Genomic DNA, 26,091 nt, shown 5'->3' with positions numbered 1-26,091 from the left:
GACCTCTGGGTTCGATCCCACGGCGCCGCGCGTGGGAAGGAAGAGCCTTCCCCGCTTCCCCCATTATAGCCGCCCCGCATTCGGAGCGTTCCGCTGTGAGTGAGGAAGGGCGGAATCCGACTATGGCGCCGGGATGCCGTTGCGGGCGTCGTCCTTGCAGGCGCAGGCGGTTTTGCGCTCCCCATCCCGCGCCAGGGCTCCCTCGTAAAGGGCGAAGCTGGGAAGCGCCTCCCATTCCCCCAGCCGGAACGGCTGCCCGGGGGCGATGGGCACCCACTCCCCGTTCAATCGCCGGGCGAGATGCACGTGCGCGGCGTCCGCGAACCCGCCTTCGCAGGAAGGATGACCCAGAGGATCCCCGGCCCGAACGCGAGTCCCCGGCGGGATCCGGCCCTCCGCGGCGATGTGGAGATACACCATCACCCAGCCGGTCTCCTCATGGCCGTCGCCATCGGTGTCCAGGACCACCACGCCTTCCCCGGTGCGCACGATGAGGCCGTCCGCGGCCGCCCGCGCCCAGTAACGGGAGGGGGCGCAGCCCTCCACATCCGGCGGCGCGAAGTCCAGCGCGCCCCAGGCCGCGCCGTTCCCCCATCCGCCGTGCGGCCCGCCCGTGAAATACCACATCTCCCCATCCGCCCACGGCAGCCGCCACGTTGGCTCTGGAGGAACGGACACGGGAGGCTCCTCCCGGAACGGATCCCCGAACAGGGCCCGATAGACGGCCGGGAACCCCCGGGAGCTCACCGCCCGCGCCCAATCCTCCGGAGCCCGCACGGCGGCCAGGAAGGCCTGCACCGCCACCGTTCCGGCGTTCAGCCCCTCCGCCACCCGAACCCGCCGCCCGTCGGCGAACCGGACGGTCCACATCCAGCGGCCTTTGAAACCGTAATAGCCATCGTTCAGGCGATCCGCGGCCCAGTTCAGCTGCCGGTAGAGGCCCTCCGCGCCCGGCCGCTCCCATCCCATCGGATATAAGCGGGCCCGGTCATCCGCCGGCTCCCCCCGAACCCATCCGCTCTGCATCTCCAGCAGGGTGAGCAACACCCGCGGCCCCACGCTATGGTTCCGCGCCACCTCCTCGACAATCTGGGCTCCGGTCCGCGTTCGCCCGCCCACCGTCTCCTGATAGCGGCTCAGATACCCCCCGAAGCGGCGGATCGCATCCGCAACGGAGAAGCGGAGATACGCCGGCCCGTAGACCAGCTCCGAATCCGGGATCAATTTCTCCGATGGACCCCTTTCCTGAACGCCGAGGGGGATCCAGAGGGGCTGGCCCACCGCCAGCCGCTGGGGGTCCACGCCGGGGTTCAGCGCCTGGATCGCTTCCACGGTGGTCCGGAATTGGGCGGCGATGGCGCTCAGCGTATCCCCGGGCTGCACCAGATACAGCTCCCGATCGGGCCAGACCCCCGGACGCGGGGGATCCGGCGTGGGCGTCCGGGGAACCGGCGCGGCGGGGCCTCCGGCTCCGGAGAGCGCCCTCTCCGGTTCGGGCGGCGCGGACGACGGCCGGGCGTCCTCCCCCCGACATGAGATCAGCACCAGCAAGAAGAGAAGGAGAAACCCCCGTGAACGCCCGGGCCTGTGGGCCTCGCGATCTCCTCGCCTGCGCAAGGGATCCTCCATCCGTTTCCGGGAGCGAACGGCATGGATCGAGGTCGGATGACGCAAGGTATACCCGGATCCTCCGGGGCGGGCAACCCCGGCTTGTCCGCGTCCGGTCTTGCCCCTAAGATGAGAGACGTAAGCGCGCATTCGGAGGGAGGAAATGGCCCGGCGTCTACACGGGATCACGGACGTGCCCGGGATCCGGGTGGGCCACGCGCAGGATCCGAAAGCCCTGACCGGGGTGACGGTGGTGCTCTGCGAGCGGGGCGCGGTGGCCGGGATGGATCAACGAGGAGGAGCTCCCGGGACCCGGGAGACGGATGCCCTCCGGCCGATGCACCTGGTTCAGGAAGTGCACGCGGTGGTGCTGGCCGGCGGCAGCGCCTTCGGCCTGGACGCCGCCTCCGGGGTGATGCGCTACCTGGAGGAGCGTGGGGTGGGCTTTGAAACCCCTGGCGGACGCGTGCCCATCGTTCCGGCCGCCATCCTGTATGACCTGGCCATCGGCGATCCGCGGGTTCGCCCGGACGCCGCGATGGGTTACGCGGCCTGCCAGGCCGCCACCGACGGCCCGGTGCCGGAGGGGAACGTAGGGGCCGGGACCGGCGCCACGGTGGGGAAGATCCTGGGCATGTCGTATGCGATGAAGGGAGGGATCGGGACCGCGGCGCTGGAGATCGGCGGGGGCATCCGAATCGGCGCCCTGGTGGCGGTGAACGCTCTGGGGGATGTGGTGGACCCCCACACCGGGAAAATCCTGGCGGGCGCCCGACGGCCGGACGGCGCCGGGTTCGCCGACACCATGGCGGTCCTGGAGGCCCTGGCCGGCCAGATCTCTCTGAGCTTCCGCCGGCGGGTCCCGGAGAGCACCGTCATCGGGGTCGTGGCCACCAACGCGGCGCTGACGAAGGAGGAGGCCAACAAGGTCGCCCAGATGGCTCACAACGGCCTGGCCCGCGCCATCCGGCCGGCGCACACCATGGTGGATGGGGACACCCTCTTCGCCCTGGCCACCGGCGAGAAAGAGGTCGATGTCAGCATCGTCGGCGCCTTCGCGGCAGAGGTGGTGGCCGAGGCCATCGTCCGGGCGATCCAGGCGGCCGAAGGGGTGGCCGGGATCCCCGCGTGGCGGGATCTCGCCGGGGAGACCTCTGATCCCACATAGCGACGGCACCAGGAGGACCGATGGCTCGTTTCAATCGAGGTGGACTAGAGATCGCCGGCCTGCTCGTCCTTGCCGTGGGGCTGGCGGCGCTCCTCAGCGGGACGCAGGGAGCGCTCACCTTCCGGGGGATCTCCGACGGGCTGTTCTGGGTTGGCATGCTCTACATGCTGATCGCCGCCTTCCCGGCGGTGGCGGAGATGGGCGGGAACATGGCCGCGCCCTGGCAGGCCCTCCGGGAGCAACGCCCCCTTCCGGATGTCCTCCGCGAGCAACGCGCCCATTACGCCCCCTGGATGGCGGTCTCCTGGCGCTTCGGCCTGGCCGCCCTCCTCTGCCTGGCCCTCGGGCTCGGGCTGGGCCTGCTATGATCCCACATCCCCTTTCGAAGGGCTTCCGGGGGACCCCCAAAGCCTGCGGGTTCCCGGAAGCGGCCCATTGAGGTTAAAATAGAACTAACCCGGCCGGCATCCAGGGACCTCTCCATTTCGGTTTTTTAATTCGGAAGCGCCTGTTCCCACCCCTTGGGTTCGGAGGGGGCTTGGCGCAGGCCGGCGGGGGATCGAGCCGTGAGGCTTCTGCGCGTGAGGGAGGACGCGATGAGCAAAGGGCGGATTCTGATCGTGGAAGATGATCCCGACATCGCCAACCTGCTGAAGACCTACTTCACCTCCCTGGACTACGAGGTCCAGACGGCTGCGCGGGGCCAGGAGGCGCTGGAGAGAACGCGGCAACAGCTCCCCCACTTGATCCTCCTGGACATCGTCCTCCCGGACATCGACGGCTACGAGGTGTGCCGCCGCCTGCGCACTCACCTGCGCACCCGTCACATCCCCATCCTGTTCCTCACCCAGCGGGACGAGCGCAGCGACCGCATCGCCGGGCTGGAGCTGGGCGCCGACGATTACATCACCAAGCCCTTCGACATCGAGGAGCTGCGCCTGCGGGTCCAGAACGCCCTCCGACGGGCGGAGCGGGAGAGCCTCACCAGCCCCGTCACCGGCCTTCCCAGCGGGCGCCTGATCGAGGACCAGCTGCGGGAGCTCCTGCGCCGCTCGGACTGGGGGATGCTCTACGTCGGGATCAACGGCCTGGAGGCCTTCAAGGAAGTTTACGGATTCGTGGCCGCCGACGAGGTGCTGCGCTGGACGGCGATGCTCATCGGGGAGGTGGTGGATGAGCTGGGGACCCCGGAGGATTTCATCGGCCACGTCGGCGGGGACGACTTCGTAGTGATCACCCGGGCGGACCGGGCGGAGGCCATCGCCCAGGCCCTGCGCCAGCGCTTCGCGGAAGGCGTCGGCACCCACTATGCCTTCCCGGATCGCGAACGGGGCTACCTGGTGCTCACGGACTCCGAGGGGAACGAACGGCGTGTGCCTCTGATGTCTCTAGCCATCGGCATCGTGCGGGCCGGCGACTCGGTCTTCCACGACATCCGGGAGCTGACGGAGATCGCCGCAGAGGCCCGGCGCCGGGAGATGCTCCTGCCCGGCTAACCGGACGCCTGAGCCCGAATCCCGGAGGGGAGCGGCGATGGGGTGGGCGCGTTTGCGGAGATTCCTGGGAGGAAGATCCCCTCGCCCCGCGGCGGCCGCCGCGGAGGCCTCTTTCCTGGATCGCTGGGCGGAGCCGGTCCTGTGGGTGGAGGCCGGCAGCGGTCGGGTGTTCCTGAACGCCGCCGCCCGGGCGCGCCTGGGAGATCCTCCGCCGGCCTCCCGACAGGATCTGGAAGCCCGCCTCCAGCCCCTCGGAGTCCTGGAACGCTGGCTGCGGGGCTCGTCGGAACCCGCCCTCGTGAACGGGCAGCGCGTGCATGCCCGCGTCCTCCCCCTCTCCCTGGACGGACATCCCGGTCACTTCATCGTTCTGCAGATCGCCCCGGAGGCTCCCGTCCCCTCCCCGCTCATCCCTCAATCCCGTGAGCTGGCCCTGGTGACGGGGATCGCCCGTCTGCTCGGCGCTTCCCTGGATCTGGAATCCACCCTGGACGCGATCCTGTTCGCGATCCGGCAGGTGATCCCCTACGACCTGGCGGAGATCCATCTGTGGGAGCCTGGAGAGCGGCGCCTGCGCACCCGAGCCCGGGATGGGGATCCCCAGGTCGTGGCCCAGCTGGCCCAGGGCAGCGACCTCCATCGCCCGGAGGAGGGCCTCACCGGTTGGCTGTTCGCCCACCGACGCCCCCTGCGGATCGAGGATCTCCAGCGCTTCACCGAAGCCCGTCCCCGCGCGCCGCTGGCTGCCCTTCCCTTCCGGGCTTTCCTGGGGATCCCCCTGCAGGCGGGTGAGGAGCTGGTAGGGACCCTGGAGCTGTGCGCCTATCGGCCGGGCGCTTTCACCGAGGACCATCTGCGCTTGCTGGAGGCCATCGGCGCCCAGGCCGCCATCGCCATCCACAACGTCCGCCTCTACGAAGCGACCCGCCAGTATGCGGAAGGGCTGGAGACCCTGTTCCGCATCGCCGCCATGAGCGCCATCTCCCGCTCCCTGGAGGAGTTCCTCCGCCCGGCCGTCGCAGAGCTGGCCCGCTGGTTCCGGGTCGAGCGGGTGGTGGTGCTGCTCTACGATCCGAAACGCCAGGAGCTGGCTCCCCATCCCGCGGGGGTCCACGGGCCGTGGTCGCCGGAGGACCTGCGTTTCCGGCTGCCGGTGGGCGATCCTGTGTTCGCGGAGAGCGTGTTCCGCAGCGGGCGGCCCTTCCGCTCCAACCGGGCGCCGGAGGACCGTCGGGTGATCCCGCCTTACCGGGAGCTCATCGCCCGGTTCGGGGTCCAATCGGTCCTCTCCATCCCCCTCATGGCCCGGGAGCAGCCCATCGGCGAGGTCCATCTGATCAACCGCCTGGAAAGCCGCTTCACGCGGGAGGACGAACGGCTGGGGATGGCCATGGGGGTGATCCTGGGGACCACCCTGCATAACCTCCAGCTGATCGAGCGGGCCCAGCGCCGCGCCGCCCGCATGCGGACGCTGATGGAGATCGGGCAGCGCATCGCCGCGACCCTGGATCTGGACACGTTGTTTGAGACGATCCGGGAGGAGCTCGGGCGGATCCTGGACGCGCGGAATTTCTACGCCGCCCTCTACGACCCGGAGAACGATGAGGTCTCCTTCGTGTTCTACGTGCATCGGGGGGAACGGCTCACCGAGCGGCCGAAGCGACGCGGCGGCCGCGGCCTGACCGAGTATGTGCTCCGAACCGGCCGGCCCTTGCTGCTGCGGGGAGATGTGATGGAGCAGGCCCGCGCCCTGGGCATCGAGCCCGTTGGGTCCCCTGCCCGGCTCTGGATGGGCGTGCCCATGCGGCGGGGCGACCGCGTCATCGGCATGATCGCGGTGGAGCACGAGGAAGAGGATGCCTTTGACGAAGAGGACCTGGAGCTGCTGCAGGCCATCGCTCACCATGCGGCCATCGCAGTGGAGAACGCCCGGCTTTATGGAGAAGTGCGGGAACGGCTGGAAGCCCGTATCCAGCAGCTGCTGGCCCTCAACCGCATCGGGCAGGAGCTGAACGCGAACCTGGATCTGGATCACATCCTCAACCTCGTGCTGGGCTCCGCCATGCAGGTCACCGGGGCGGATTACGGGATGATCCTGCTGCATGACCCGCAGCATGATCTCCTGCGCCCGCGCCTCCTGCGCCACCTCACCCTGGAGCATCTGCAGGCCCGAGGCCTCGACCGCCAGCGGCCCGGCGAGGGGTTGATCGGCCAGGCCTTCCAGACCGGCCGGGTCCTGCTGGTGCGGGATGTCCGACAGGATCCCCACTACCTCCCGGGGACACCGGACACCCTGTCCGAGGTCGCCGTCCCCATCTGGTATGGCACCCTGGTGGTGGGCGTCCTGGATCTCCAGAGCCGCCAGGTGGACGGCTTCCGGGAGGAGCAGATCGCCTTCCTGGAAGCCCTGGCCGCCCAGGCCGCGGTGGCCATCGGCAACGCGTTGCGCCTGCAGGAAGAAGCCCAGCGGAGCGAGCGCTACCGCCAGCGCATCGAATTGATGCGCGGGATGCTGGAGGTCAGCCAGGCCCTGCGCGCCGAGCACCCCCTGGAGAACGCCCTGGACGCCATCGCCCACACCATCCGGGAATCCCTGGGATTCGAGCGCGTCCTCATCAGCCTGATCGAAGGAGAGCCACCCGTTCTGCGTCGAGTGGCCCAGGCCGGGCTCCCCCTCCCCGTTTTCGAGCGGATGCGCCGGATCACCCAGCCCTGGCGCAACATGCAGCAGCTCTTGCGGGAGGAGTTCCGCCTGGGGACCTGTTACTACATCCCCTACGAGCGGCAACCCGAGAACCTCACCGACCTGCTGGACACCTGGACCGCTACGCCGACGCGGGAGCCACGGCCGGATCCCACCCGCTGGCACCCGGAGGACCTCCTCATCGTGCCGATTTACGGAACGGGTGGGCACCTCCTGGGGATCATCTCGGTGGACGAGCCCCGGGATGGGCGGGCGCCGACCCGCGAGATCGCAGAGATGCTGGAGCTGCTCGCCAGCCAGACCGGCATCATCATCGAGAACGCCCGTCTGTATGAGAGCCTGACGGCGCGGATCGAGGAGCTCACCCGTCTCAACGAAGCCAGCCGGCTGATCGCCGCGCGCCTGGAGCCGGGCACCCTTCTGGAGGCCATCGCCCAGGCCGCGGCGACGCTGAGCCGGGCGGCCTGGGCCGCCGTGCTGGTGCCCGGACCGACCGGATCCCCCCAGATCCAGGCCCGCTTTCCATCCGAGGCCGCGCCCACAGGCCCCTCTCCGGAGGACCTCCTGGACCCGGCGTGGGTCGATCAGGCGTGGCGCTCGGGGCGGGCCCTCTACCTGCGCGATCTGACGGAGATCCTGGAAACCGAAGGGGAGGGGATCCGCTCCCTGCTCCTCCTTCCGATGCGCACCGCCGGACGGACGGACGGGCTGATCGCCGTGGCCCACCCGGACCGAGGGGCCTTCGACGAGGCGGAGCAGATCCTGCTCCAGACCCTGGCGGAACAGGCGGCCGTGGCCCTCGAGAACGCCCGGCTCTACGAGCAAACCCGACGCTTCAGCGAGGAGCTGGAACAACTGGTCCGCGAGCGCACCGAGGCGCTGGAGAAAGCCCTAACGGACCTCTCCGCCCGCCATCGCCAGCTGGAGTTGCTCTATCAGGCTACCTTAGCCCTCACGGCCAGCCTGGAGCTGGAGGCGACGCTCCGACAGGCCCTTTCCCTGCTCACCGAGGAAGGGGAGACCGCCGCCGTGATCCTGCTGGATCCGGAGTCCGGCCGCCTGCAGGTGCGGGCCGGGGTCGGTCCGGGAAGCGCCCATCTGCTCGGGGCCTCGTGGTCCCTTCGGGAGGACCCCGGGCTGGTGCGGGACGCCATCCGCCAGCGGCGGACGCAATGCCCGGAGGCGGTCTCGCCGGAGCGCCTGCCTCCCGCCTGGCAGAACCTGCGCCTGCAGTCCGCCGTGGCCATTCCCCTCGTCCTGGGCTTCGATGTGCTGGGCGTCATGGTGCTGACCCATCCTCAGCCCGGCCGCTTCCGCATGGAGCGCATCCAGCTGCTGGAGACCGTGGGAGCTCAGATGGCGCAGGCCATCCACAACGCGGCCCTCTATCACCTGATCACCCAGCAGGCGGAACAGCTGGGCAACACCCTGCGGGCCGCTCAGGAGGAGGCCTCCAAGCGCCAGGCGATCCTGGAGTCCATCGCCGAGGGCGTGATGGTGGCCGACGCCCGGGGCGAGGTGATCATGATGAACGCGGCCGCCGAGCGCATCCTGGGCCTGCGCCGAGAGGAGGTCCTCGGCCGTCCCATCCGCCACTTCACCGGCCTCTACGGCCCGGCCTGGCAGGAATGGATGGCCTCCCTCCGGCGCTGGCTCTCCGCTCCCCATGGCCAGCCCCCCACCCTCTTCATGCGCCACGAGCTGGAGCCGGAGGGCCGCTTCATCACCGTCCACGCCGCCCCGGTGATGATGGGCACCGAGTTCCTGGGCATCGTATCGGTCTTCCGGGACATCACGGCTGAGGTGGAGGCCGACCGCGCCAAAGCCGAGTTCATCTCCACCGTCTCCCATGAGCTGCGCACTCCCATGACTTCCATCAAGGGCTACGTGGATCTGCTGCTGATGGGGTCCGCAGGCCCCCTCTCCGAGATGCAGCGGCGCTTCCTCCAGATCGTCCGCGCCAACGCCGATCGTCTGAAGATGCTGGTCGACGATCTGCTGGACATCTCCCGCATCGAGAGCGGGCGTCTCCAGCTGGACCTCCGGCCGGTCCCCCTGGAGGCCGCCGTGGAGGCCGTGATCCTCTCCCTCAAAGCTCGCCTGGATGAGAAGCGCCAGCAGCTGGAGGTCGACCTTCCGGACGCCCTCCCGCCCGTGATGGCCGACAAGGACCGCCTGATCCAGATCCTGATGAACCTGGTCAGCAACGCCCACAAATACACGCCGGAGGGAGGGTGGATCCGGATCCGCGCCCGGCCCCAGGGGGAGATGGTCCGGGTGGAGGTCCAGGACACCGGCATCGGGATCCCGCCGGAAGCCCTCCCCCGCATCTTCGAGCGCTTCTATCGGGTGGACGACCCCCGCGTCCAGGAGACGCCGGGGACCGGCCTGGGCCTCTCCATCGTGAAGGCGCTGGTGGAGCTGCACGGTGGGCAGATCGGCGTGGAGAGCGAGGTGGGCAAAGGCTCCACCTTCTACTTCACGTTGCCCATCGCCCGGCCGGCCGTGTCCCTGCCGGAGCCGGAGCCGGGCGCCCGACCTGCTCCCCAGGCCCAAACCGATGGAACCGCCCCCATCCTCATCGTGGAGGACGACCGGCACATCGCCGATCTGCTGGTGCAGCACCTGGAGCGGGCCGGCTACCGCACCCTGGTCGCCCACCGGGGCGAGGACGCCCTCCGCCTGGCCCGGGAGGAGCGCCCTCAGCTGATCACCCTGGACATCTACCTGCCGGACGTGGATGGCTTCACCGTGCTGGAGCGCCTGAAGGCGGATCCGGCCACTGCGGAGATCCCGGTGATCATCGTCTCCGTCCTGGCCGACCGCCAGCGGGGGGTTCGCCTGGGGGCCGTGGACGTGCTGGGCAAGCCGGTGGACGCGGACCGGCTGCTGGAGGTCGTCGCCCAGTATGCGCGGCGCCACGCCCGCATCGTCATCGTGGACGACGATGCGGGAACCCGGGCGTTGCTCCAGGACACCCTGCGAGGCCATGGGTTCGAGGTGATCGCCTTCGGGAACGCCCAGGAGGCCCTGGCCTGGATCGAGGATCATCACCCGGATCTCGTGCTGCTCGATCTCAAGCCTGCGGGGCTGAGCGGGCTGGACGCCCTGGCCCGCCTGAAGGCCAACCCGAAGACCGCGGACATCCCGGTGGTGATCATGACCGCCAGCGCCACGGATCCCATGGGCAAGCGCCGGCAGGCGCTGGCCATGGGGGCGGCGGATTTCTTCCTCAAACCCTTCCCGCTGGAGGAGTTCGTCGCCGCCATCCGGCGGCTGCTGGCGGCCCAGCCGGAAAGCGAATAAAGCCCGAGACCCGGAGGGGAATGCGACGATGGCCAGGATCCTGATCGCGGAAGATGAACGGGATATCCGGGAGCTCATCATCTTCACCCTGGAGTTCGGGGGCTTCCAGGTGCTATCGGCGACGAACGGCGAGGAGGCGGTGGAGCTGGCGCGTCAGCATCGTCCGGACCTCATCATCCTGGATGTCCGCATGCCGAAGATGACCGGCTACGAAGCATGCCGCCTCCTGAAATCTCAAGAGGAGACGCGGAGCATCCCCGTGGTCTTTCTCTCCGCCAAGGGCCAGGAGGCGGAGATCCGCCAGGGGATGGAGGCAGGGGCCGACGCCTATATCCTCAAGCCCTTCGCGCCCGACGAGCTGATCCAGCAGGTCCGGGCCATCCTGGATCGCCGGACGCCAACCCCTCGTTGAGGGATCCTGGAGTCGACGGAGCGGGCCGTGAGCATCGCGACGGTAGGAGAGCGCCTGATCCATTACGAAGCCCTGGGCCGTGGGGAGCCCGTGATCTTCCTCCATGGGTGGGTCGGCTCATGGCGCTACTGGCTGCCCACCATGCGGACGCTCTCCCATCGCTTCCGAACCTACGCCTTAGACCTGCTGGGCTTCGGGGATTCGGCCAAGCCTCGCCGGGAAGCGGAGACTGCCTATCGTCTGGAGCAGCAGACCGAGATCGTCCGAGGATGGATGGAGATCATGGGCATCCCCCGGGCCCACTTCATCGGCCACACCCTGGGGGCCATGGTGGCCGTCCGGCTGGCGCTGATGGACCCCGACCGCGTGGACCGGATCCTCATCGTCGGCTATCCGATCTCCCTGGATCCGCCCCGGGGTCTTCCCGCACCAAACGCGCGGACGTGGCTGGCGGAGCGGCTGGGACGCCTCGCCCAGGTCCACGCCGAAGTGCATCCGGATCACGGCCGGGCGGATCCCCAGGCCGTCGAGTGGGGGCTGGAGGAGGCCATCCGCCGGCGGGAGGAGCTGATCGAGTGGCTCCAGCGGATCGACCGGCCGCTGCTGCTCCTTTACGGCGGGCGGGACCCGCTGATCCCGCCGCCCCTCTTCCTGAACGGGGCCCTGGATCCCTCGGCGCGCCTGATGATCCTGGAGGAGGGGGAGCATTTCCCCATGCTGGAGCATCCCGCTCGGTTCCAGCGCCTGGCCGAGGACTTCCTCACCCTGCCCGATCCCTCCCAGATCGCCCTCAAAGAAGAATGGCGCCGCCGGTTCCGGTAAAGACTTGCGATCCCTCCTCCCCACTCCACACTTTCCCTCCGCCGGAAGGGGATCACCCAGGGGCCGCAACCCGATTTAAAATATCTGTGATCTTGCCGGACCGGAGGGGCCCCAATGACGGAATGGCGGGAACGCATCGCCATCGATCCGCAGATCTGTCACGGCAAGCCTACCATCCGGGGAACCCGGATCCTGATCTCCGTGATCCTGGACAATCTTGCGGAAGGATTGTCCCCTGAGGAAATCATCCGGGAATACCCGCCCTTAACACTCGAAGATGTGAAAGCAGCCATCGCTTACGCCTCCGAATTAGTTCGCGAGGAAGAAATACTTCCTTTGTGACTAAATGAAAATGAAACTGAAACTTGATGAAAATTTGGGAATATCTCATCTTCGCTTTTTGAGAGAACTCGGTTATCCAGCGGATCGAGTTCATGAAGAAGGGTTATCGGGTGCTTCTGATGAAGCCGTCTGGAGGCGGGTCTGCGAAGAAGAGCGCTTTTTCATCACTCTGGACCTTGGATTCGCCGACCTCCGCCGATTTCCGCCTGGCTCACATCCCGGCATCCTGGTGCTACGAATCCGTTCCAGAGGTCGAAATGCGGTTCAGGAAATCCTATCCCGCATCACAGCCCGGTATTCCTTTGAAGACCTGAAGGGCTGCCTGGTCATTGCGGACGAAAGGAAGATTCGGGTGCGTCGCCCGCCTTCCCGTCTTGAATGAGCCTTTAGAACCCTCGGCGCGCTGGATGCTCCTGTGAGGAGGGGAGCATTTCCCCATGCTGGAGCACCCCGCTCGGTTCCAGCGCCTGGCCGAGGACTTCCTCACCCTGCCCGATCCCTCCCAGATCGCCCTCAAAGAAGAATGGCGCCGCCGGTTCCGGTAGAAACGGATGGATTGTGGATCCCCTGGGCGCAGGATGAGCCCGGAGGAGAGCGCGTGTCCTCCCATGCGGGGATATCCCTTCGAATCCTGTCCCCTCCGGCTAAAATAGTGATGTTCCATCATCCTGTTCCGGGAGGGGCCGGATGTTCGGATATGCCGGACGCATCCTCCATGTGGATCTCACGGAAGGGCGCCTCTGGGTGGAGGAGCCCGATGAGGCGTTCTATCGGACCTACTGGGGCGGCAGCGCGATGGGGCTGTATTACGTGCTGAAGCACACGCCGCCCGGCATCGACCCCTTCGACCCCCGCAACACCCTCACCTTCTTCCTCAGCGCCACCACCGGCATCCCGATCTCCGGCCAGAGCCGGGCCACGGCCAACGCCAAATCCCCCCTCACCGGCCTGATCGGCGACTCCCAGGCCGGCGGCTTCTGGCCCGCTGAGCTCAAGTTCGCCCGCTTCGACGGCATCGTCCTCTACGGACGGGCGCCCACGCCCGTTTACCTCTGGATCCACGACGGCGAGGCGGAGCTGCGGGATGCTTCCCACCTCTGGGGGCGCACCACCGGCGAGGTGGAGGATATCCTTTACGAGGAGCTGGGGGACGATCAGATCGAGATCGCCCAGATCGGACCGGCCGGCGAACGCCTCGTCCGCTTCGCCGCCATCATCAACATGGCCAGCCGCGCCCACGGCCGCACCGGGCTGGGCGCGGTGATGGCCTCCAAGAACCTCAAAGCCATCGCCGTCCGGGGCCGCTGGCGCCCGCCCGTCTATGATCCGGAGGCCCTTCAGCGCCTGAACCGGCAGGGGCCGGCCGCCTACGAGGCCAACCCGGCCGTGAAGAACCTGGGCGTCTACGGCACCGCCAACATCCTGGCCTACCAGAACGCGGCGGGCGGCCAGCCCACCCGCAACTACACCAGCGGCTTCTTCGAAGAAGCCGACCGCATCACCGGCGAGCGGATGGCTGAGACCATCCTCAAGGAGCGCGACACCTGCTACGCCTGCATCGTCCGCTGCAAGCGGGTGGTGGAGACGGAGTGGAACGGCCGCAAGGTGGAGCCCCGCTACGGCGGGCCGGAATACGAGACCCTCTCCACCTTCGGCTCCTACTGCGGGGTGAGCGATCTGGAGGCCATCGCCCTGGCGCACCAGATCTGCGCCCAGTATGGGGTCGACACCATCTCATGCGGGGCGACCATCGCCTTCGCCATGGAGTGCTTCGAGCGGGGGATCCTCTCCGAAGCGGAGGTGGGCTTCCCCCTGCGTTTCGGGGACGCGGAGGCGATGATCCGCCTGCTGGAGATGATCGTGCGCCGGGAGGGGATCGGGGACCTGCTGGCGGAGGGCTCCGCCCGGGCCGCCCAGCGCCTCGGGCGCGGCGCGGAGGACTGTGTGGTGGCGGTCAAGGGCCAGGAGCTCCCCGCTCACATGCCCCAGCTCAAGCGCTCCCTGGCCCTGATCTACGCCGTCAATCCCTTCGGCGCGGATCACCAGTCCAGCGAGCACGATACCCTCTATATGCCGAAGTCCCCCCGCCTGTTCCTGGACCGGCTGGCCGCCCTCGGCCTGACCGATCCACAACCCCCTCGCGCCCTCAACGAGGAGAAGATCCGCTTCGCCTATGAGACCCAGAAGTTCTACAGCTTCCTGGACACCGCGGACCTCTGCCAGTTCGTTTTCGGGCCCTCCTGGCAGCTCTACGGGCCGGAGGAGCTGGTGGCGCTCATGCGCGCGGTCACCGGATGGGAGGTCACCCTGGAGGAGCTGATGCGCGTCGGGGAACGGCGGCTGAACATGATGCGGGCTTTCAACGCCCGGGAAGGCGCCGGTCGGGATCGGGATACCCTACCCAAACGGCTGTTCGAGCCCCTGAAAGGGGGGAAGAGCGAGGGCCTGTGCGTGGACGCCGCGGAGTGGGAGGCCGCCCTCATCCGCTACTACGAGCGGGCCGGCTGGGACCCCCAGACCGGGATGCCCACCCGGGAGAAGCTGGCGGAGCTGGGGTTGGACTGGATCCTCCTCTGAGGCTTCGGGGCGGGGGCCCTGGAGCGGCCCCCGCTCTAACGAAACGTTAACTCACCGCTTGCGCAACGTTGATCCCACGCTAACGCTCCTCTAAGGCCTCCCGCCTACGATGAGGGCTGGAAACTCCCACAGGGGTGCAGCGAAACTCGATCACGAAAGGAGGTGAGGCCTATGGCGCGCGAGCTGATGCTGCGGGATCCCTTCGATGCGGCGTTCATGACCCTGCGTGAGGCCATCGACCGGCTGTTCGACCAGGCCTTCGTGCGGCCCTTCGACGGGTTCACCACGCTGGGCGTGGCGGCGCCGGTGAACATCTATGAGCTGCCGGATCGCTATCACGTGGCCATCCTGCTGCCGGGCGTGCGGCCGGATTCCCTGGAGGTGCAGGCGCTGGGCTCCTCCCTGACCATCCGGGGCGAGGTGGCCCTGCCGGAGATCGAGAACGAGAAGAACGTAGCCGTCCTGCGCCGGGACTGGACCGGTGGGCGCTTCGCCCGGACCATTGAGTTCGGCGATCCCATCGACGCCGAGCACATCGACGCTCGTCTGGAGAACGGCGTCCTGCACCTGGTGGTCCCGAAGGCGGAGACCGTGCGGCCGCGGGTGATCAAGGTGCAGGTGGCCCGTTGAAGGCCCGAGGCGCTCGGGGGGCGGAAGTTCCTTTCCGCCCCCCGATTTTTTCACTCCCCCAGGCGTTCCCACTCCGCCCGCAGCTGCTCCCGCCGCGCCTTGAGCTCCTCCAGCTTGCGGCGCTCTTTCTCCACCACAGCAGCCGGCGCCCGGACGGAGAATTCGGAGGCGAGCAGGGCTTCCGTCTTCGCGATCCGGGCCTCCAGGTCCTCCAGCTCTCGCTCCAGCCGGGCCCGCTCCGCCGCCCGATCCACCAGCCCGGCCACCGGCAGGTAAATCTGAATGGAGCCCGCCGGGTAGATCACCGCCTCGGGCGGCGGTTCCGGGAACTCCGCTGCCAGGACCAGCCGGTCCGGATCCACGCGGGCCAGCGTGGCCAGGAGATGCCGATGGCCCTCCAGGACCGGCAGCGCCTCCTTTGCGGCGATCCAGGCCGGGATGCGACGCTCCGAGGGCACCCGATGCGCCTCCCGGGCGTTCCGGATCGCCCGGACGGTCTCGATGAGGGCCTGCATCTCAGCCTCCGCCCGCTCATCCACCGGGCCGGGGATGGGCCATGCGGCCACGATCAGGGCTTCCGCGCCGTCCACCGCTCCCGCCCGCTTGAGATAGCCCCACAGCGCCTCTGTGATGAAGGGCATGAAGGGATGCAGCAACCGCAAGATCCCATCCAGCACGTAAACCAGGATCCCACGGGTCCGGGCCGCGTCGTCCTCCGATCCCCGGTAGAGAGGCTCCTTCGCGATCTCAATATACCAGTCGCAGAACTCATCCCATGTGAACTCATAGATCCGCCGTCCGGCCTCCCCGAAGTCGAAGGCGTCCAGGGCCTGGGTGACCGCCGCCACCGTGCGATGGTAGCGGGAGAGGATCCAGCGATCCGGGAGGGTGAGCGTGGGGTCGTCCCAGGACGGGCGGCGCAGGGGTCCGGAGAGCGACCCCAGCACGAAGCGGGCCGCGTTCCAGAGCTTGTTGGCGAAGTTGCGGTTCCCCTCCACGCGCTGGAGGGAGAGGCGCATATCGTTGCCCGGCGTGGAGCCGGTGGCCAGGGTGAACCGCAACGCGTCCGCCCCGTAATCCCGGATGACCACCAGGGGATCGATGACGTTGCCCTTCGTCTTGCTCATCTTCTCACCCTTCTCATCCCGCACCAGGCCGTGGAGGTAAACGATGCGGAAGGGCACCTCCCCGGTCATGGCCAGGCCCATCATCACCATGCGGGCCACCCAGAAGAACAGGATGTCGTAGCCGGTCTCCATCACCGTGGTGGGGTAAAAGTATCGCAGATCCTCCGTGTCGTCCGGCCAGCCCAGGGTGGCAAAGGGCCAGAGAGCGGAGGAGAACCAAGTGTCCAGGACGTCCTCATCCTGATGGATGCGCGCGCTTCCGCAGCGGGCGCAGGCGGTGGGATCCTCCCGGGCCACGGTGATGTGTCCGCAGTCGTCGCAATACCAGGCCGGGATGCGGTGGCCCCACCACAGCTGGCGGCTGATGCACCACGGGCGGATGTTCTCCAGCCAGCGGAAGTAATCCCTCTCGAAGCGCTCGGGGAGGATGCGGATGCGGCCCTCCTTCACCACCCGGATGGCCTCCTCAGCCAGGGGCTTCACATTCACGAACCACTGGAGGGAGAGCATGGGCTCCACGATGGTGCCGCAGCGCTGGCAGCGGCCGGGGGCGTAGCGGTGGGGCTCGATTTTCTCCAGCAGCCCCTCCTTTTGTAGATCCGCCACGATGGCCTCCCGCGCCCGGAAGCGGTCCATCCCGGCGTAGGGGCCGCCGTTCTCGTTGATGGTGGCATCCGGGTTCATCACGTTGACGCGGGGCAGGCCGTGCCGCTCCCCGATCTCATAGTCCGTCGGGTCATGACCCGGCGTCACCTTCACCGCGCCGGTCCCGAAGTCCCGGTCCACGGCGGGATCGGCGAGGATGGGGATGCGGCGGCCCAGGGCCGGCAACACGGCGATCCGCCCCACCTGATGGGCGTAGCGGGTGTCCTCCGGATGCACGGCCACGGCGGTGTCCCCGAGGAGGGTCTCCGGCCGGGTGGTCGCCACCGTAATGAAGTCCCGGGCGCCCTCGGCCCAGCGGCCGCTCCCCCACGGGGCAGCCGGCCCTTCCCAGCCTTCCCCGATCAGAGGATAACGGATGTAGTAAAGGAGGCCTTCCTCTTCCTCCTCGCGCTCCACTTCGAGGTCGGAGAGAGCGGTCTCACAGCGGGGGCACCAGTTGATCAGGTATTCCCCCCGGTAGATCAGGCCCCGCTCGTAGAGGCGGACGAAAGCCTCGCGCACGGCGCGGGAGTAGACCGGATCCATCGTGAACCGCTCCCGGGTCCAGTCGCAGGAGGCCCCGAGCCGGCGCAGCTGGCGGGTGATGGTGCCTCCGTATTTCTCCTTCCAGGCCCACACCCGCTCGAGGAAGCGCTCCCGCCCCATCTGATGGCGGGTGAGCCCCTCCTTCGCGATCTCCCGCTCCACCATCACCTGGGTGGCGATGCCCGCGTGATCCGTCCCCGGCACCCAGAGGGTGGGCTCGCCCTTCATCCGGTGGTAACGGATCATCAGGTCCTCCAGGGTCACGAACATGGCGTGGCCCATGTGCAGCTCCCCGGTGACGTTAGGGGGCGGCATGGAGATCACGAAGGGGCGCCGGGCGGGGTCGATGCGCGGCGTGAAGAAGCCCCGCTGCTCCCACCACTGGTAGATGGGCTCCTCGATCTCCTGGGGGTTGAAAGTCTTCGGAAGCGCGATCATCTCCGTCGCCATCCGTCACCTCCTCCACGCGCTCAATGAAAAACGCCCCCTCCCGTCACAAGGACGAGAGGGGGCGGACCTCCCGCGGTACCACCTTGCTTCAGGGGGTGGAGCTTATCCCCCTGCCCTCAGGCTGCGGTAACGGGCAGCGCCCGGGTCAGGCTCAGGCCGAAGATCCCGGCGTTCACCCGACCGGCTCCGGGGCGACCTTCAGCGCCGCGGACGACAGGGGCTCGCACCCGACCCCCCTCGCTGACGTCGCCGCCCGCGCCTACTCCTCCCCTTCACCGCCTTTCGGAGAATCCGGCTTTATCCGCGCATGGTTTCAAAAGCAATCTGCAAAGACCGCTCCTGCGAGACAGAAGACGAGAAGTTTAGCTTCTCGAATCCAGGGTGTTTCCTATTTCATCGTAAAGAACTCTTATTTTAACCACACCCGTTCTCCTGCTTTCAGAGACGATAATGGGTCTGACCCATATTCATGAAACGGATCCCCCGAACCATAGGCAAGGGATCGATGGATTACGAGAAAGAGGACAGGATCCGGGCGTTCAGATGACCTGGAAGCGGCCGGTGGCCTTGACGATCTTCTCTTTATAGTTCCGGACGTGGCGGAAGAGCTTTTTCTTGAGTTCCTGCCACTCCGGGCTGGCGAGGATGCGCTGCAGGGTTTCCATGTCCTGGGCGATGGCGCCGGTGAGGATCTGGGGGCCCTCCCCATACATCGTATACCAGGCGTCCGTCGGCTCCATCCCCAGGCGCATCATCCCCGGCGCGAACTCCCGGACGATGAACTCGAAATACTCCTGTTCGTGGCCGGGTTTGATGTCCCAGGCCATCAGCAGCTTCACCATCTCGGCCATCGCAGCACTCCCTCCACCGACACAGGGGCTCCCGGATCGAACCCAGGCGCTCTGGATATTTACATTGTAACAGACGGATCGATCCTCTGGCAAAACGGGCCAGACCCGGACGCGCTCTCCGCGGGCTCTATCCCAGACGAAGCACGCCAGCGATGAGGAGGAGCAGGAACCCCAACAGGAACAGGTCCAGGAGCAGCATCCCGAACAGGATCAGGCGCTGGGAGGGAGTCAGCGTGCGCAGGAACGCCAGGCCGGGGAAGACAGGACGCTCCTCCACGCTCTCCTCGATGACCTCCCCCTCCGGGACCTCGGACAGCTGTTGACGGATGTCCTCGAACATGGACACCTCCCCCGTTGCAGGAATCCTTTGCCCCCGGATCCGCAGGGCAACCCACCACGCTCCTATTCGCGGACACCTCCCTTCCCTTGAAACAGCCGCAACCATTGCTCCAGCTCCGCCTCGTTCACCCCCGGCTTCTCCTCCGCTTCCTCCGTCGCCCTCTTCCCCTCACCCAGCTCCCGCTCCATATAAGCCCGGAATTGGGCCGCGGACCACGCGGAAGCGCCCTGTCGCCGGGCCGCCTCCTGCACCGCCCGATCCGAGGAGACCACGATCAGCCCGCGAGGGTTCCGCTCCGCCCGGATCTGCCGGATCATCAGCTCGTCCGCGCTCACGCCCGCAGGGGCGAAACGCACCGTCACCCCACCCCGGGAGAAAGACGTGGCCATCCCGCCCGGAGCCCCTCGATCGAACACCACCGTGATCCGCCGCCCCGTCCGCCAGGCCAGCCGCTGCAACCGCTCCACCAGGCGCGCCTCATCATCCGGATCGTCGAGATCTAAATCCGGCAGCGCCCCGATCAGGTTGTGCCCATCGATCAGGAACGGCATCCTGCTTCCCCTCACGCGTGCGGCACCCGCTCCATCAGAGGGATCGCCTCCGCGGTCTGCCGCTGGAAGATCAACCCCTGCTCGCCCACATCGACCACGATCACATCGCCGGCCCGGAACTCCCCCCGGAGCAGGCGGACCGCCAGGGGGCTCTCCACCTGTTTCTGGAGGACCCGCTTCAGGGGGCGGGCACCGAAGGACGGATCGTAGCCCTCCTCGGCCAGCCAGCGGCGCGCGGCCTCGGTGAGGATCACCTGCAGCCCGTGCTCGGCCAGACGCGCCTGGATCTGGCGCATCTGGATGTCCACGATCTGCATCACGTGCTCCATCGTCAGCCGGTTGAAGATCACAATCTCATCGATCCGGTTCAGGAACTCCGGCCGGAAGGTCTCCCGGAGCGCCCGCTCGATCCGCTGCCGCTCCTCCATGCGCTCCCGCTCCGAGGTCGCCGGGAGGAAGCCCATCGTCCCGCTGCGGCGGAGATGCTCGGTGCCCACGTTGGAGGTCATGATGATGATCGTGTTGCGGAAATCCACCGTGTGGCCCTGGCCGTCCGTCAGGCGGCCGTCGTCCAGGATCTGGAGCAACGCGTTCCAGACATCGGGATGGGCCTTCTCGATCTCATCGAACAGGATCACCCGGTAAGGCCGGCGGCGCACCGCCTCCGTCAGCTGCCCGCCCTCCTCATAGCCCACATACCCGGGCGGCGCGCCGAAGAGGCGGGAGACGGTGTGGTATTCCCGGTATTCGCTCATGTCCAGCCGGACCAACGCGTCCTCGTCGCCGAAGAGATACTCCGCCAGCGCCTTCGCCAGCTCCGTCTTCCCCACCCCGGTAGGCCCCAGGAACAGGAAGGAGCCGATGGGCCGCCGGGGGTCCTTCAGGCCGGCCCGGGCCCGCCGGATGGCATCCGCCACCACCGCGATGGCCTCATCCTGCCCCACCACCCGCTCCCGAAGCCGCTCCTCCATATGAAGCAGCTTCTCCGCCTCCGTCTCCATCACCTGGGCCACCGGGATGCCGGTCCACGCCGCCACCACCTGGGCTACGTCCGCCTCGGAGACCACCTCGTCCAGGTTGCGCTCCCGCTGCCACTGGGCCCGCCGGGCCTCGAACTCCTTCTGCAGCCGGAGACGCCGCATGCGGATCTGGGCCGCCCGCTCGTAATCCCGGTTCAGCCCGGCCTGCTCCTCCTCCTGCAACAGCCGCTCGATCTCCCCCTTCATGGCCTTGAGCTCGGGCGGCAGGGTGTTCAACGCCACCCGCAACCGGGCCGCCGCCTCGTCGATCAGATCGATGGCCTTGTCCGGAAGCCGACGATCCGGGATGTAGCGATGGGAGAGGCGGACAGCGGCGACGATGGCGGCGTCGCTGATGCGGACCTGATGGTGGGCCTCGTAGCGCTCCCGCAGGCCCTGGAGCATCTGGATGGCCGACTCCACCGAGGGCTCCTCCACGAAGATGGGAGCGAAGCGCCGCTCCAGAGCGGGATCCTTCTCAATGTATTTGCGATATTCGTCCAGGGTGGTGGCGCCGATGCAACGCAGCTCCCCCCGGGCCAGGGCGGGCTTCAGCATGGAGGCCGCGTCCAGGGCTCCCGAGGCCGCCCCCGCGCCCACCACCGTGTGGATCTCATCGATGAAGAGGATGACCTCCCCCTCGGCCCGTTGCACCTCTTCGATGACCGCTTTCAGGCGCTCCTCGAACTCGCCCCGGAACCGCGCCCCGGCCACCATGGCCGCCAGGTCCAGCTGCACGATGCGCTTGCCCATCAGCAGCTCCGGGACGTCGTTGGTCACGATGCGCTGGGCCAGTCCCTCCACGATCGCCGTCTTCCCGACCCCCGCCTCGCCGATCAGCACCGGGTTGTTCTTGGTCCGCCGGCACAGCACCTGGATCACCCGCAGGATCTCTGCCTCCCGGTTGATCACCGGGTCCAGCTTCCCCTGGCGGGCCAGCCGGGTGAGATCCCGGCCGTAGCGCTCCAGCATCCGATAACGGCCCTCCGCCCCCGGGTCCGTCACCCGAGCCCCGCCCCGCAGATCCTTGATGGCCTCGTAGATCCGATCCCGCGTCACCCCGGCATCCATCAGGATGCGAGCCGCCGGGGTGTTCCGCTCGGTGGCGATGGCCAGGAACAGATGCTCCGTGGAGATATAGTCATCGCCCAGGCGGCGCGCCTCCTCGTTGGCCAGATCCAGGATGCGCTTCACGCGGGGCGTGATGAACACCTGACCGGTCCCCCCGAAACCGTAGATCGAGGCCCGCGGGCTGGCCCGAAGCACCTCGTCCAGCCGCCCCCGCATCCAGTCCACGCTGATCCCCATGCGCTGGAGGAGCTGAGGGACCACGCCGTCGGGCTGCTCCAGCAGGGCCAGGAGAAGATGCTCTGTGTCCACCTGGTTGTGGCCGTAGCGCTGCAGGATCTCATAAGCCCGCGCGGCCGCATCCTGAGCCCGTTCCGTGAAATGATCGAAGCGCATCATCGTCGGAAGCCTTCCTTATGGCAGAGGATTCCTCTCTGGATTCCACCCCGCATCGGTCTCCGCAGCCCGTGCCCCGCCGGCCCGGGGCGAGTGGGTTTCTCCAGTCTCATTATATAGAGTTCCCGGATTCGCCGCCTCATGGAACCGCAGCGCGCTCGCTGCCGGACCCCGGGTTGAAGGGAGACGACTTGCCATCCCTCGAACCCGGATGCATGATGAACCGGGTTTCGAAGCGCACGGATCATCGCCGGAGGATCCTCCCCGGCCATGCAGGGATCTGAACGGATCATCGGCATCGGCCTGATCGCGCTGGGCCTTCTCACCCTCGGGCTGTTCTACGCATGGGGACGGCGCGGAAGCCCCTTTGCGCCTGCGGGATGGGGATGGCGGATGCTGCCCCTGGGCCTCAGCTTCCTCGTTTTGAGTGTGGGCTACGGGGTCCTCCTTTACCCCTATTTGATCACCCCCACCCCGGCCTCGGCACCGCCCGCGGCCCCCTCCCATCCCACGCCGGTCTCGTTTCCATCTCCATCCCCCTCGCCGACCGGGATCCCCTCCGCGCCCCTTACGCCGACGAGCCCGCGGGCGTCCCCATCGCCCGTCCCTTCTCCATCGCCCTCCCCTACCTCCTCACCGTTTGCGTGTGACCCGGGGGTGATGGAAACCATCGAGCAGGCCAACCATGCCCAGGAGGATTATCTGCTGGGTCGCGGGACGCTGGAGCAGCTGAACGCCGCCTGGGGAGACGCCGCTCCCGAGGCTCGGCGTCAAGCCGATCGCCTGCGACAGGCCGCCCAGGCCAGCGGGGCCACCCTCACGGATGTCCGATGGGAGATCGGCGCATGCACCGTCTCCGCCCGCCCCGGACCCGACCTTCTGGAGGTGCGGACCGAAGAGACATGGACCTATGTGGCCACGCTTAACTGTCCCCCGGGGCGGACGGCGAGGGCGGAGCGGATCGTCACCTACCCGGGTGAGATCTATCGGCTGGCTGCCCGGGAAGGCGGATGGCGGATCCTCCGCTGGACGCCGGGGGAAGGTTCCCTGCGGCAGGACTGGCGCTGTCCGTAGCCGGCTTCCCCTTCCAGCGCAGCAACCGCAGCCCGTTGAGGACCACCAGCAGCGTGCTCCCTTCATGCCCCACCACGGCCAGGGTCAAGGGGAGCCCCACGCCGAAGGTGAGCAGGACCAGGAGGGCGATCACCCCGCTGGCGAAGGCCAGGTTCTGCCACACCGTCCGCATAGCGGCGCGGGCCAGCGCGATGGCCTCCGCCACGCGCCGCAGGTCGTCCTGCAGCAGGACCACATCGGCGGACTCGATGGCCACGTCGCTGCCCATCCGCCCCATAGCGATCCCGACGGAGGCTGCGGCCAGCGCGGGCGCATCGTTGACCCCATCGCCCACCATCGCCACCGGCCCGATCTCGCGGGCCAGGGCCCGGATCCGCTCCAGCTTCTCCTCCGGCAGGAGCCCCGCTTCGAGGCGGGTGATGCCCACCGCCCCGGCCACAGCCCGAGCGACGGCCGGATGATCCCCGGTCAGCATCGCCACTTCGACCCCCAGCCGTCGCAGCGCCCGCACGGCCTCGGCCGCCTCCGGACGCACGCGATCCGCGACCTCGATCACCCCCCGCCAGCGTCCATCGTAGACCAACAGGGCGGTGCGCCCAGCTTGCTCCGCCGCCTTCAGGTGCGCGTGGACCTCCGGGGGCAGCGCGATGCCCTCCTGCTGGAACAGGCGCGGGGAGCCCACCCAGATTCGATCCCCATTCCGCCGTCCGATCACGCCCAGGCCCGGGCGGGCCTCTACCTCCCGGATCTCAGGCAGGGAGAGGCCCCGGGCGCGGGCCTCCTCGAGAATCGCCCGGGCGATGGGATGCTCCGAGCGGGCCTCTACCGCCGCCGCTAACCCCAGCACCTGGTCCGGCCCCGTTCCGTCCAGGGCGTGGATGGCCTGCACGGCCACCCGGTTCTCCGTCAGCGTCCCGGTTTTATCCATCGCCACCACCCGCACGCGGGCCAGGGCCTCCAGGGCCATCCCGCCCTTAAACAGCAGCCCCCGGCGGGCCCCGGCGGCGATGGCCGAGAGGAAAGCCGCCGGCGTGCTGATCACCAGCGCGCAAGGCGAGGCCACCACCAGCAGGGTCATCGCGCGATAGAAGGATCGATCGAAGGGCTCCCCGAACAGCCCGGAGAGGAGAAGGGTGAGGGCCGCCCCGCCCAGCACCGCCCAGGCGTAGCGTTGCTCGAACCGATCGATGGCCTGCTGGGTGCGAGCCCGCTGGGCCTGGGCCTCCTCCACCAGCCGGATGATGCGTGTGAGCATCGTGTCCGAAGCCGGGCATGTCACCTCGATCTCCAGGGCCCCATAGCCGTTCAGGGTGCCCCCGAAGACCGGGTCTCCGGGCCCTTTGGGGACCGGGATGGACTCCCCGGTGAGCATGGATTCATCGATGGCGGAGAACCCGGCCACCACCTGCCCATCCGCCGGGATCCGCTCCCCGGGTCGGACCAGCAGGCGGTCCCCGACCCGGATCTCCTCCACGGGGATCTGCTCCTCCCGCCCTTCCCGCAGGCGGCGGGCCATCGCCGGGCGCAGGTCCAGCAACTTGCGGATGGCCTGGCGGGTCCGCTCCAGGGCCATGGTCTGCAGGGCGTTGGAGAGGGAGAAGAGGAAAAGCAGTGTGGCTCCCTCCTCGGCGTGGCCGATGAAGGCCGCCCCCAGGGCGGAAAGAAGCATCAGCAGGTTGACGTCGAGCCGCCCGCTTCGCAACGCCGCCGCCCCATCGATCACGCCGTAGAAGCCCCCGGCGAAATAGGCGATGACCCAGAAAGCTCCCGTTAGGGACGGAGCCAGGAAACGGGAGAGCAGTCCTCCGAGGAGGGCGGCAAGGGTCACTCCGACCAGGGGGAATTCAAGCCGGCGCTCCTCCAGCACCCAGCGGCGGATCCTCTGCCCCATCGCTTACGCCTCCGGGGATGCAGCAGTCTGCGCTTTGCGCTGGCACTCCGGGCACAGGCCGTAATACACCAGGCGGGCGCCCTTCAGGGCATAGCCGGAGCGGGCGGCCACCGTCCGATGCAGCGCCCGCACCGCCACGCCCTCGAGATCCTGCACCCGATGGCAGGAGAGACAGACCAGATTGATGTGGGGCTCTGTGTCCCCATCGTAATGCACCATTCCGTCCCCGGCGTCGCCCAGGGCGCTGACCAGGCCCAGGCGAACCAGGGCGTCCAGGGTTTTGTAAACCGTAGCCAGGCTCATGGTGGGGAACCGCCGGCGCAACCGGCGGTGGATCTCATAGGCGGTGGGATGGCTCCGGCTGGTCGCCAGCACCTCGCAGATGGCCACCCGCTGGGGCGTCAACCGCAGCCCGGACGCCCGCAGGCCCTCCAGCATCGCCTCCAGTCGCTCCCGCTTCCGTCGCATTTGAAAACGTCTCTCTGGAGAGAATGATTTTCTAAATCAGTGGGAATTTTACCCAACGCGGAAGGCCCTGTCAAATCGGGGCGGGGGCGAGGGCGGGCCCCCATCTCGCCGGGGCCGGCCGCTTTGCAGGACAACGGCTCGCAGTTGTCCTGCGATTTTTGGGACACACCCCGGGAGCGAAGGAAGAGTGGGGAAAGCCCCTGTGGGGTCCTCCCGGTGTGGGACCGGGCTCAGAGGACTTGCAGGGCCCGGTAGATGGCGGCCCGCTGGTCCGGGGCCAGCGGGGGGAGATGTTCGATGTGGAACAGCCCGGACCCGGGAAGCGTGGGGTCCGGGCGGGGCTCCTGGGTCAGCCGGCAGGCGTAGCGCAGGATCAGCCGCCAGCGGTCCCCCTCATGCCGGGAGGTTGCCTCCAGGATCACCGGCTCCTCGACCGCTACGCCGGCCATGCGGGCGATCCACCGCCGGGCGCCGTGGGCGGGCTCCTCCCCTTCCTCCAGCGGACCTCCCGGCAGGCTCCAGTCCCCGGAGGGGGTCTGCACCAGCCAGATCGCCTCATCGGCCAGGGCCACCACTTCGATGTAGACCTCTGCCGGCATC

Annotated in this window: 20 protein-coding genes; 11 read left to right on the top strand and 9 right to left on the bottom strand. The window is 68.2% G+C overall.

The window, feature by feature from the left end; translation table 11 throughout:
- Window positions 1–120: 120 nt before the first annotated feature.
- Window positions 121–1,617 (bottom strand): LysM peptidoglycan-binding domain-containing protein, encoded by a 1,497-nt coding sequence (locus tag KNN16_RS03145; protein WP_303898736.1) that lies wholly within the window; start codon window positions 1,615–1,617, stop codon window positions 121–123.
- A 154-nt stretch (window positions 1,618–1,771) separates the two neighbouring features.
- On the opposite strand from KNN16_RS03145, the gene KNN16_RS03140 reads away from it, so the two are divergent.
- From KNN16_RS03140 to KNN16_RS03095, 10 genes are all read left to right on the top strand, one after another.
- Window positions 1,772–2,776 (top strand): P1 family peptidase, encoded by a 1,005-nt coding sequence (locus tag KNN16_RS03140; protein WP_303898734.1) that lies wholly within the window; start codon window positions 1,772–1,774, stop codon window positions 2,774–2,776.
- 20 nt (window positions 2,777–2,796) lie between these two features.
- Window positions 2,797–3,144, top strand: coding sequence for a hypothetical protein (locus KNN16_RS03135; protein WP_303898732.1), 348 nt, complete (start codon window positions 2,797–2,799; stop codon window positions 3,142–3,144).
- Window positions 3,145–3,372: 228 nt separating this feature from the next.
- Window positions 3,373–4,272 (top strand): response regulator, encoded by a 900-nt coding sequence (locus KNN16_RS03130; protein WP_303898730.1) that lies wholly within the window; start codon window positions 3,373–3,375, stop codon window positions 4,270–4,272.
- Between the two features lie 37 nt (window positions 4,273–4,309).
- Window positions 4,310–10,282: a GAF domain-containing protein gene (locus KNN16_RS03125; RefSeq protein WP_303898729.1), complete on the top strand. Its 5,973-nt coding sequence runs from the start codon at window positions 4,310–4,312 to the stop codon at window positions 10,280–10,282.
- Window positions 10,283–10,310: 28 nt separating this feature from the next.
- Entirely contained in the window at window positions 10,311–10,694 is a 384-nt protein-coding gene (locus tag KNN16_RS03120) for a response regulator transcription factor (RefSeq protein WP_088571148.1), read from the top strand.
- Window positions 10,695–10,721: 27 nt separating this feature from the next.
- Entirely contained in the window at window positions 10,722–11,516 is a 795-nt protein-coding gene (locus KNN16_RS03115; protein WP_303898727.1) for an alpha/beta fold hydrolase, read from the top strand.
- 114 nt (window positions 11,517–11,630) lie between these two features.
- The gene (locus KNN16_RS03110; RefSeq protein WP_299282562.1) at window positions 11,631–11,858 is read left to right on the top strand and encodes a DUF433 domain-containing protein; all 228 of its coding nucleotides are present in this window, start codon (window positions 11,631–11,633) and stop codon (window positions 11,856–11,858) included.
- A gap of 4 nt (window positions 11,859–11,862) precedes the next feature.
- Window positions 11,863–12,240 carry a DUF5615 family PIN-like protein gene (locus tag KNN16_RS03105; RefSeq protein WP_303898724.1) on the top strand — a complete coding sequence of 126 codons (378 nt, stop codon included), beginning with the start codon at window positions 11,863–11,865 and terminating at the stop codon, window positions 12,238–12,240.
- Window positions 12,241–12,545: 305 nt separating this feature from the next.
- Complete coding sequence (locus tag KNN16_RS03100) at window positions 12,546–14,435, top strand: aldehyde ferredoxin oxidoreductase family protein (protein WP_303898722.1); 1,890 nt, start codon at window positions 12,546–12,548, stop codon at window positions 14,433–14,435.
- Between the two features lie 171 nt (window positions 14,436–14,606).
- On the top strand, window positions 14,607–15,065 hold the full coding sequence (locus KNN16_RS03095) for an Hsp20/alpha crystallin family protein (RefSeq protein WP_303898720.1): 459 nt from the start codon (window positions 14,607–14,609) through the stop codon (window positions 15,063–15,065).
- 50 nt (window positions 15,066–15,115) lie between these two features.
- On the opposite strand, the gene KNN16_RS03090 is transcribed toward KNN16_RS03095, so the two are convergent.
- The 5 genes from KNN16_RS03090 to KNN16_RS03070 form a co-directional block, all read right to left on the bottom strand.
- Entirely contained in the window at window positions 15,116–17,833 is a 2,718-nt protein-coding gene (locus KNN16_RS03090) for a valine--tRNA ligase (RefSeq protein WP_303898718.1), read from the bottom strand.
- A 539-nt stretch (window positions 17,834–18,372) separates the two neighbouring features.
- Window positions 18,373–18,684, bottom strand: coding sequence for an NIPSNAP family protein (locus KNN16_RS03085; protein WP_088571144.1), 312 nt, complete (start codon window positions 18,682–18,684; stop codon window positions 18,373–18,375).
- A 127-nt stretch (window positions 18,685–18,811) separates the two neighbouring features.
- Complete coding sequence (locus KNN16_RS03080; RefSeq protein WP_299282580.1) at window positions 18,812–19,024, bottom strand: hypothetical protein; 213 nt, start codon at window positions 19,022–19,024, stop codon at window positions 18,812–18,814.
- A gap of 62 nt (window positions 19,025–19,086) precedes the next feature.
- Entirely contained in the window at window positions 19,087–19,575 is a 489-nt protein-coding gene (locus KNN16_RS03075) for an NYN domain-containing protein (protein WP_299282583.1), read from the bottom strand.
- Between the two features lie 11 nt (window positions 19,576–19,586).
- On the bottom strand, window positions 19,587–22,058 hold the full coding sequence (locus KNN16_RS03070; protein ID WP_369685879.1) for an ATP-dependent Clp protease ATP-binding subunit: 2,472 nt from the start codon (window positions 22,056–22,058) through the stop codon (window positions 19,587–19,589).
- A gap of 270 nt (window positions 22,059–22,328) precedes the next feature.
- On the opposite strand from KNN16_RS03070, the gene KNN16_RS03065 reads away from it, so the two are divergent.
- The gene (locus KNN16_RS03065; RefSeq protein ID WP_303898713.1) at window positions 22,329–23,132 is read left to right on the top strand and encodes a hypothetical protein; all 804 of its coding nucleotides are present in this window, start codon (window positions 22,329–22,331) and stop codon (window positions 23,130–23,132) included.
- Here KNN16_RS03065 and KNN16_RS03060 read toward each other — a convergent pair.
- From KNN16_RS03060 to KNN16_RS03050, 3 genes are all read right to left on the bottom strand, one after another.
- Window positions 23,023–25,023 (bottom strand): cation-translocating P-type ATPase, encoded by a 2,001-nt coding sequence (locus KNN16_RS03060; RefSeq protein ID WP_303898712.1) that lies wholly within the window; start codon window positions 25,021–25,023, stop codon window positions 23,023–23,025. The genes KNN16_RS03065 and KNN16_RS03060 overlap by 110 nt on opposite strands.
- Window positions 25,024–25,026: 3 nt before the next feature.
- The gene (locus KNN16_RS03055; RefSeq protein WP_303898711.1) at window positions 25,027–25,491 is read right to left on the bottom strand and encodes a Fur family transcriptional regulator; all 465 of its coding nucleotides are present in this window, start codon (window positions 25,489–25,491) and stop codon (window positions 25,027–25,029) included.
- Window positions 25,492–25,721: 230 nt separating this feature from the next.
- The gene (locus KNN16_RS03050; RefSeq protein ID WP_303898709.1) at window positions 25,722–26,090 is read right to left on the bottom strand and encodes an NUDIX domain-containing protein; all 369 of its coding nucleotides are present in this window, start codon (window positions 26,088–26,090) and stop codon (window positions 25,722–25,724) included.
- Window position 26,091 lies beyond the last annotated feature (1 nt).

Origin of the sequence: Thermoflexus hugenholtzii, assembly GCF_018771565.1 — a bacterium.
GTDB lineage: Bacteria > Chloroflexota > Anaerolineae > Thermoflexales > Thermoflexaceae > Thermoflexus > Thermoflexus hugenholtzii_A.
The sequence above is the reverse complement of the archived record's forward strand: the minus strand, read 5'-3'. Positions and strand labels throughout refer to the sequence as shown.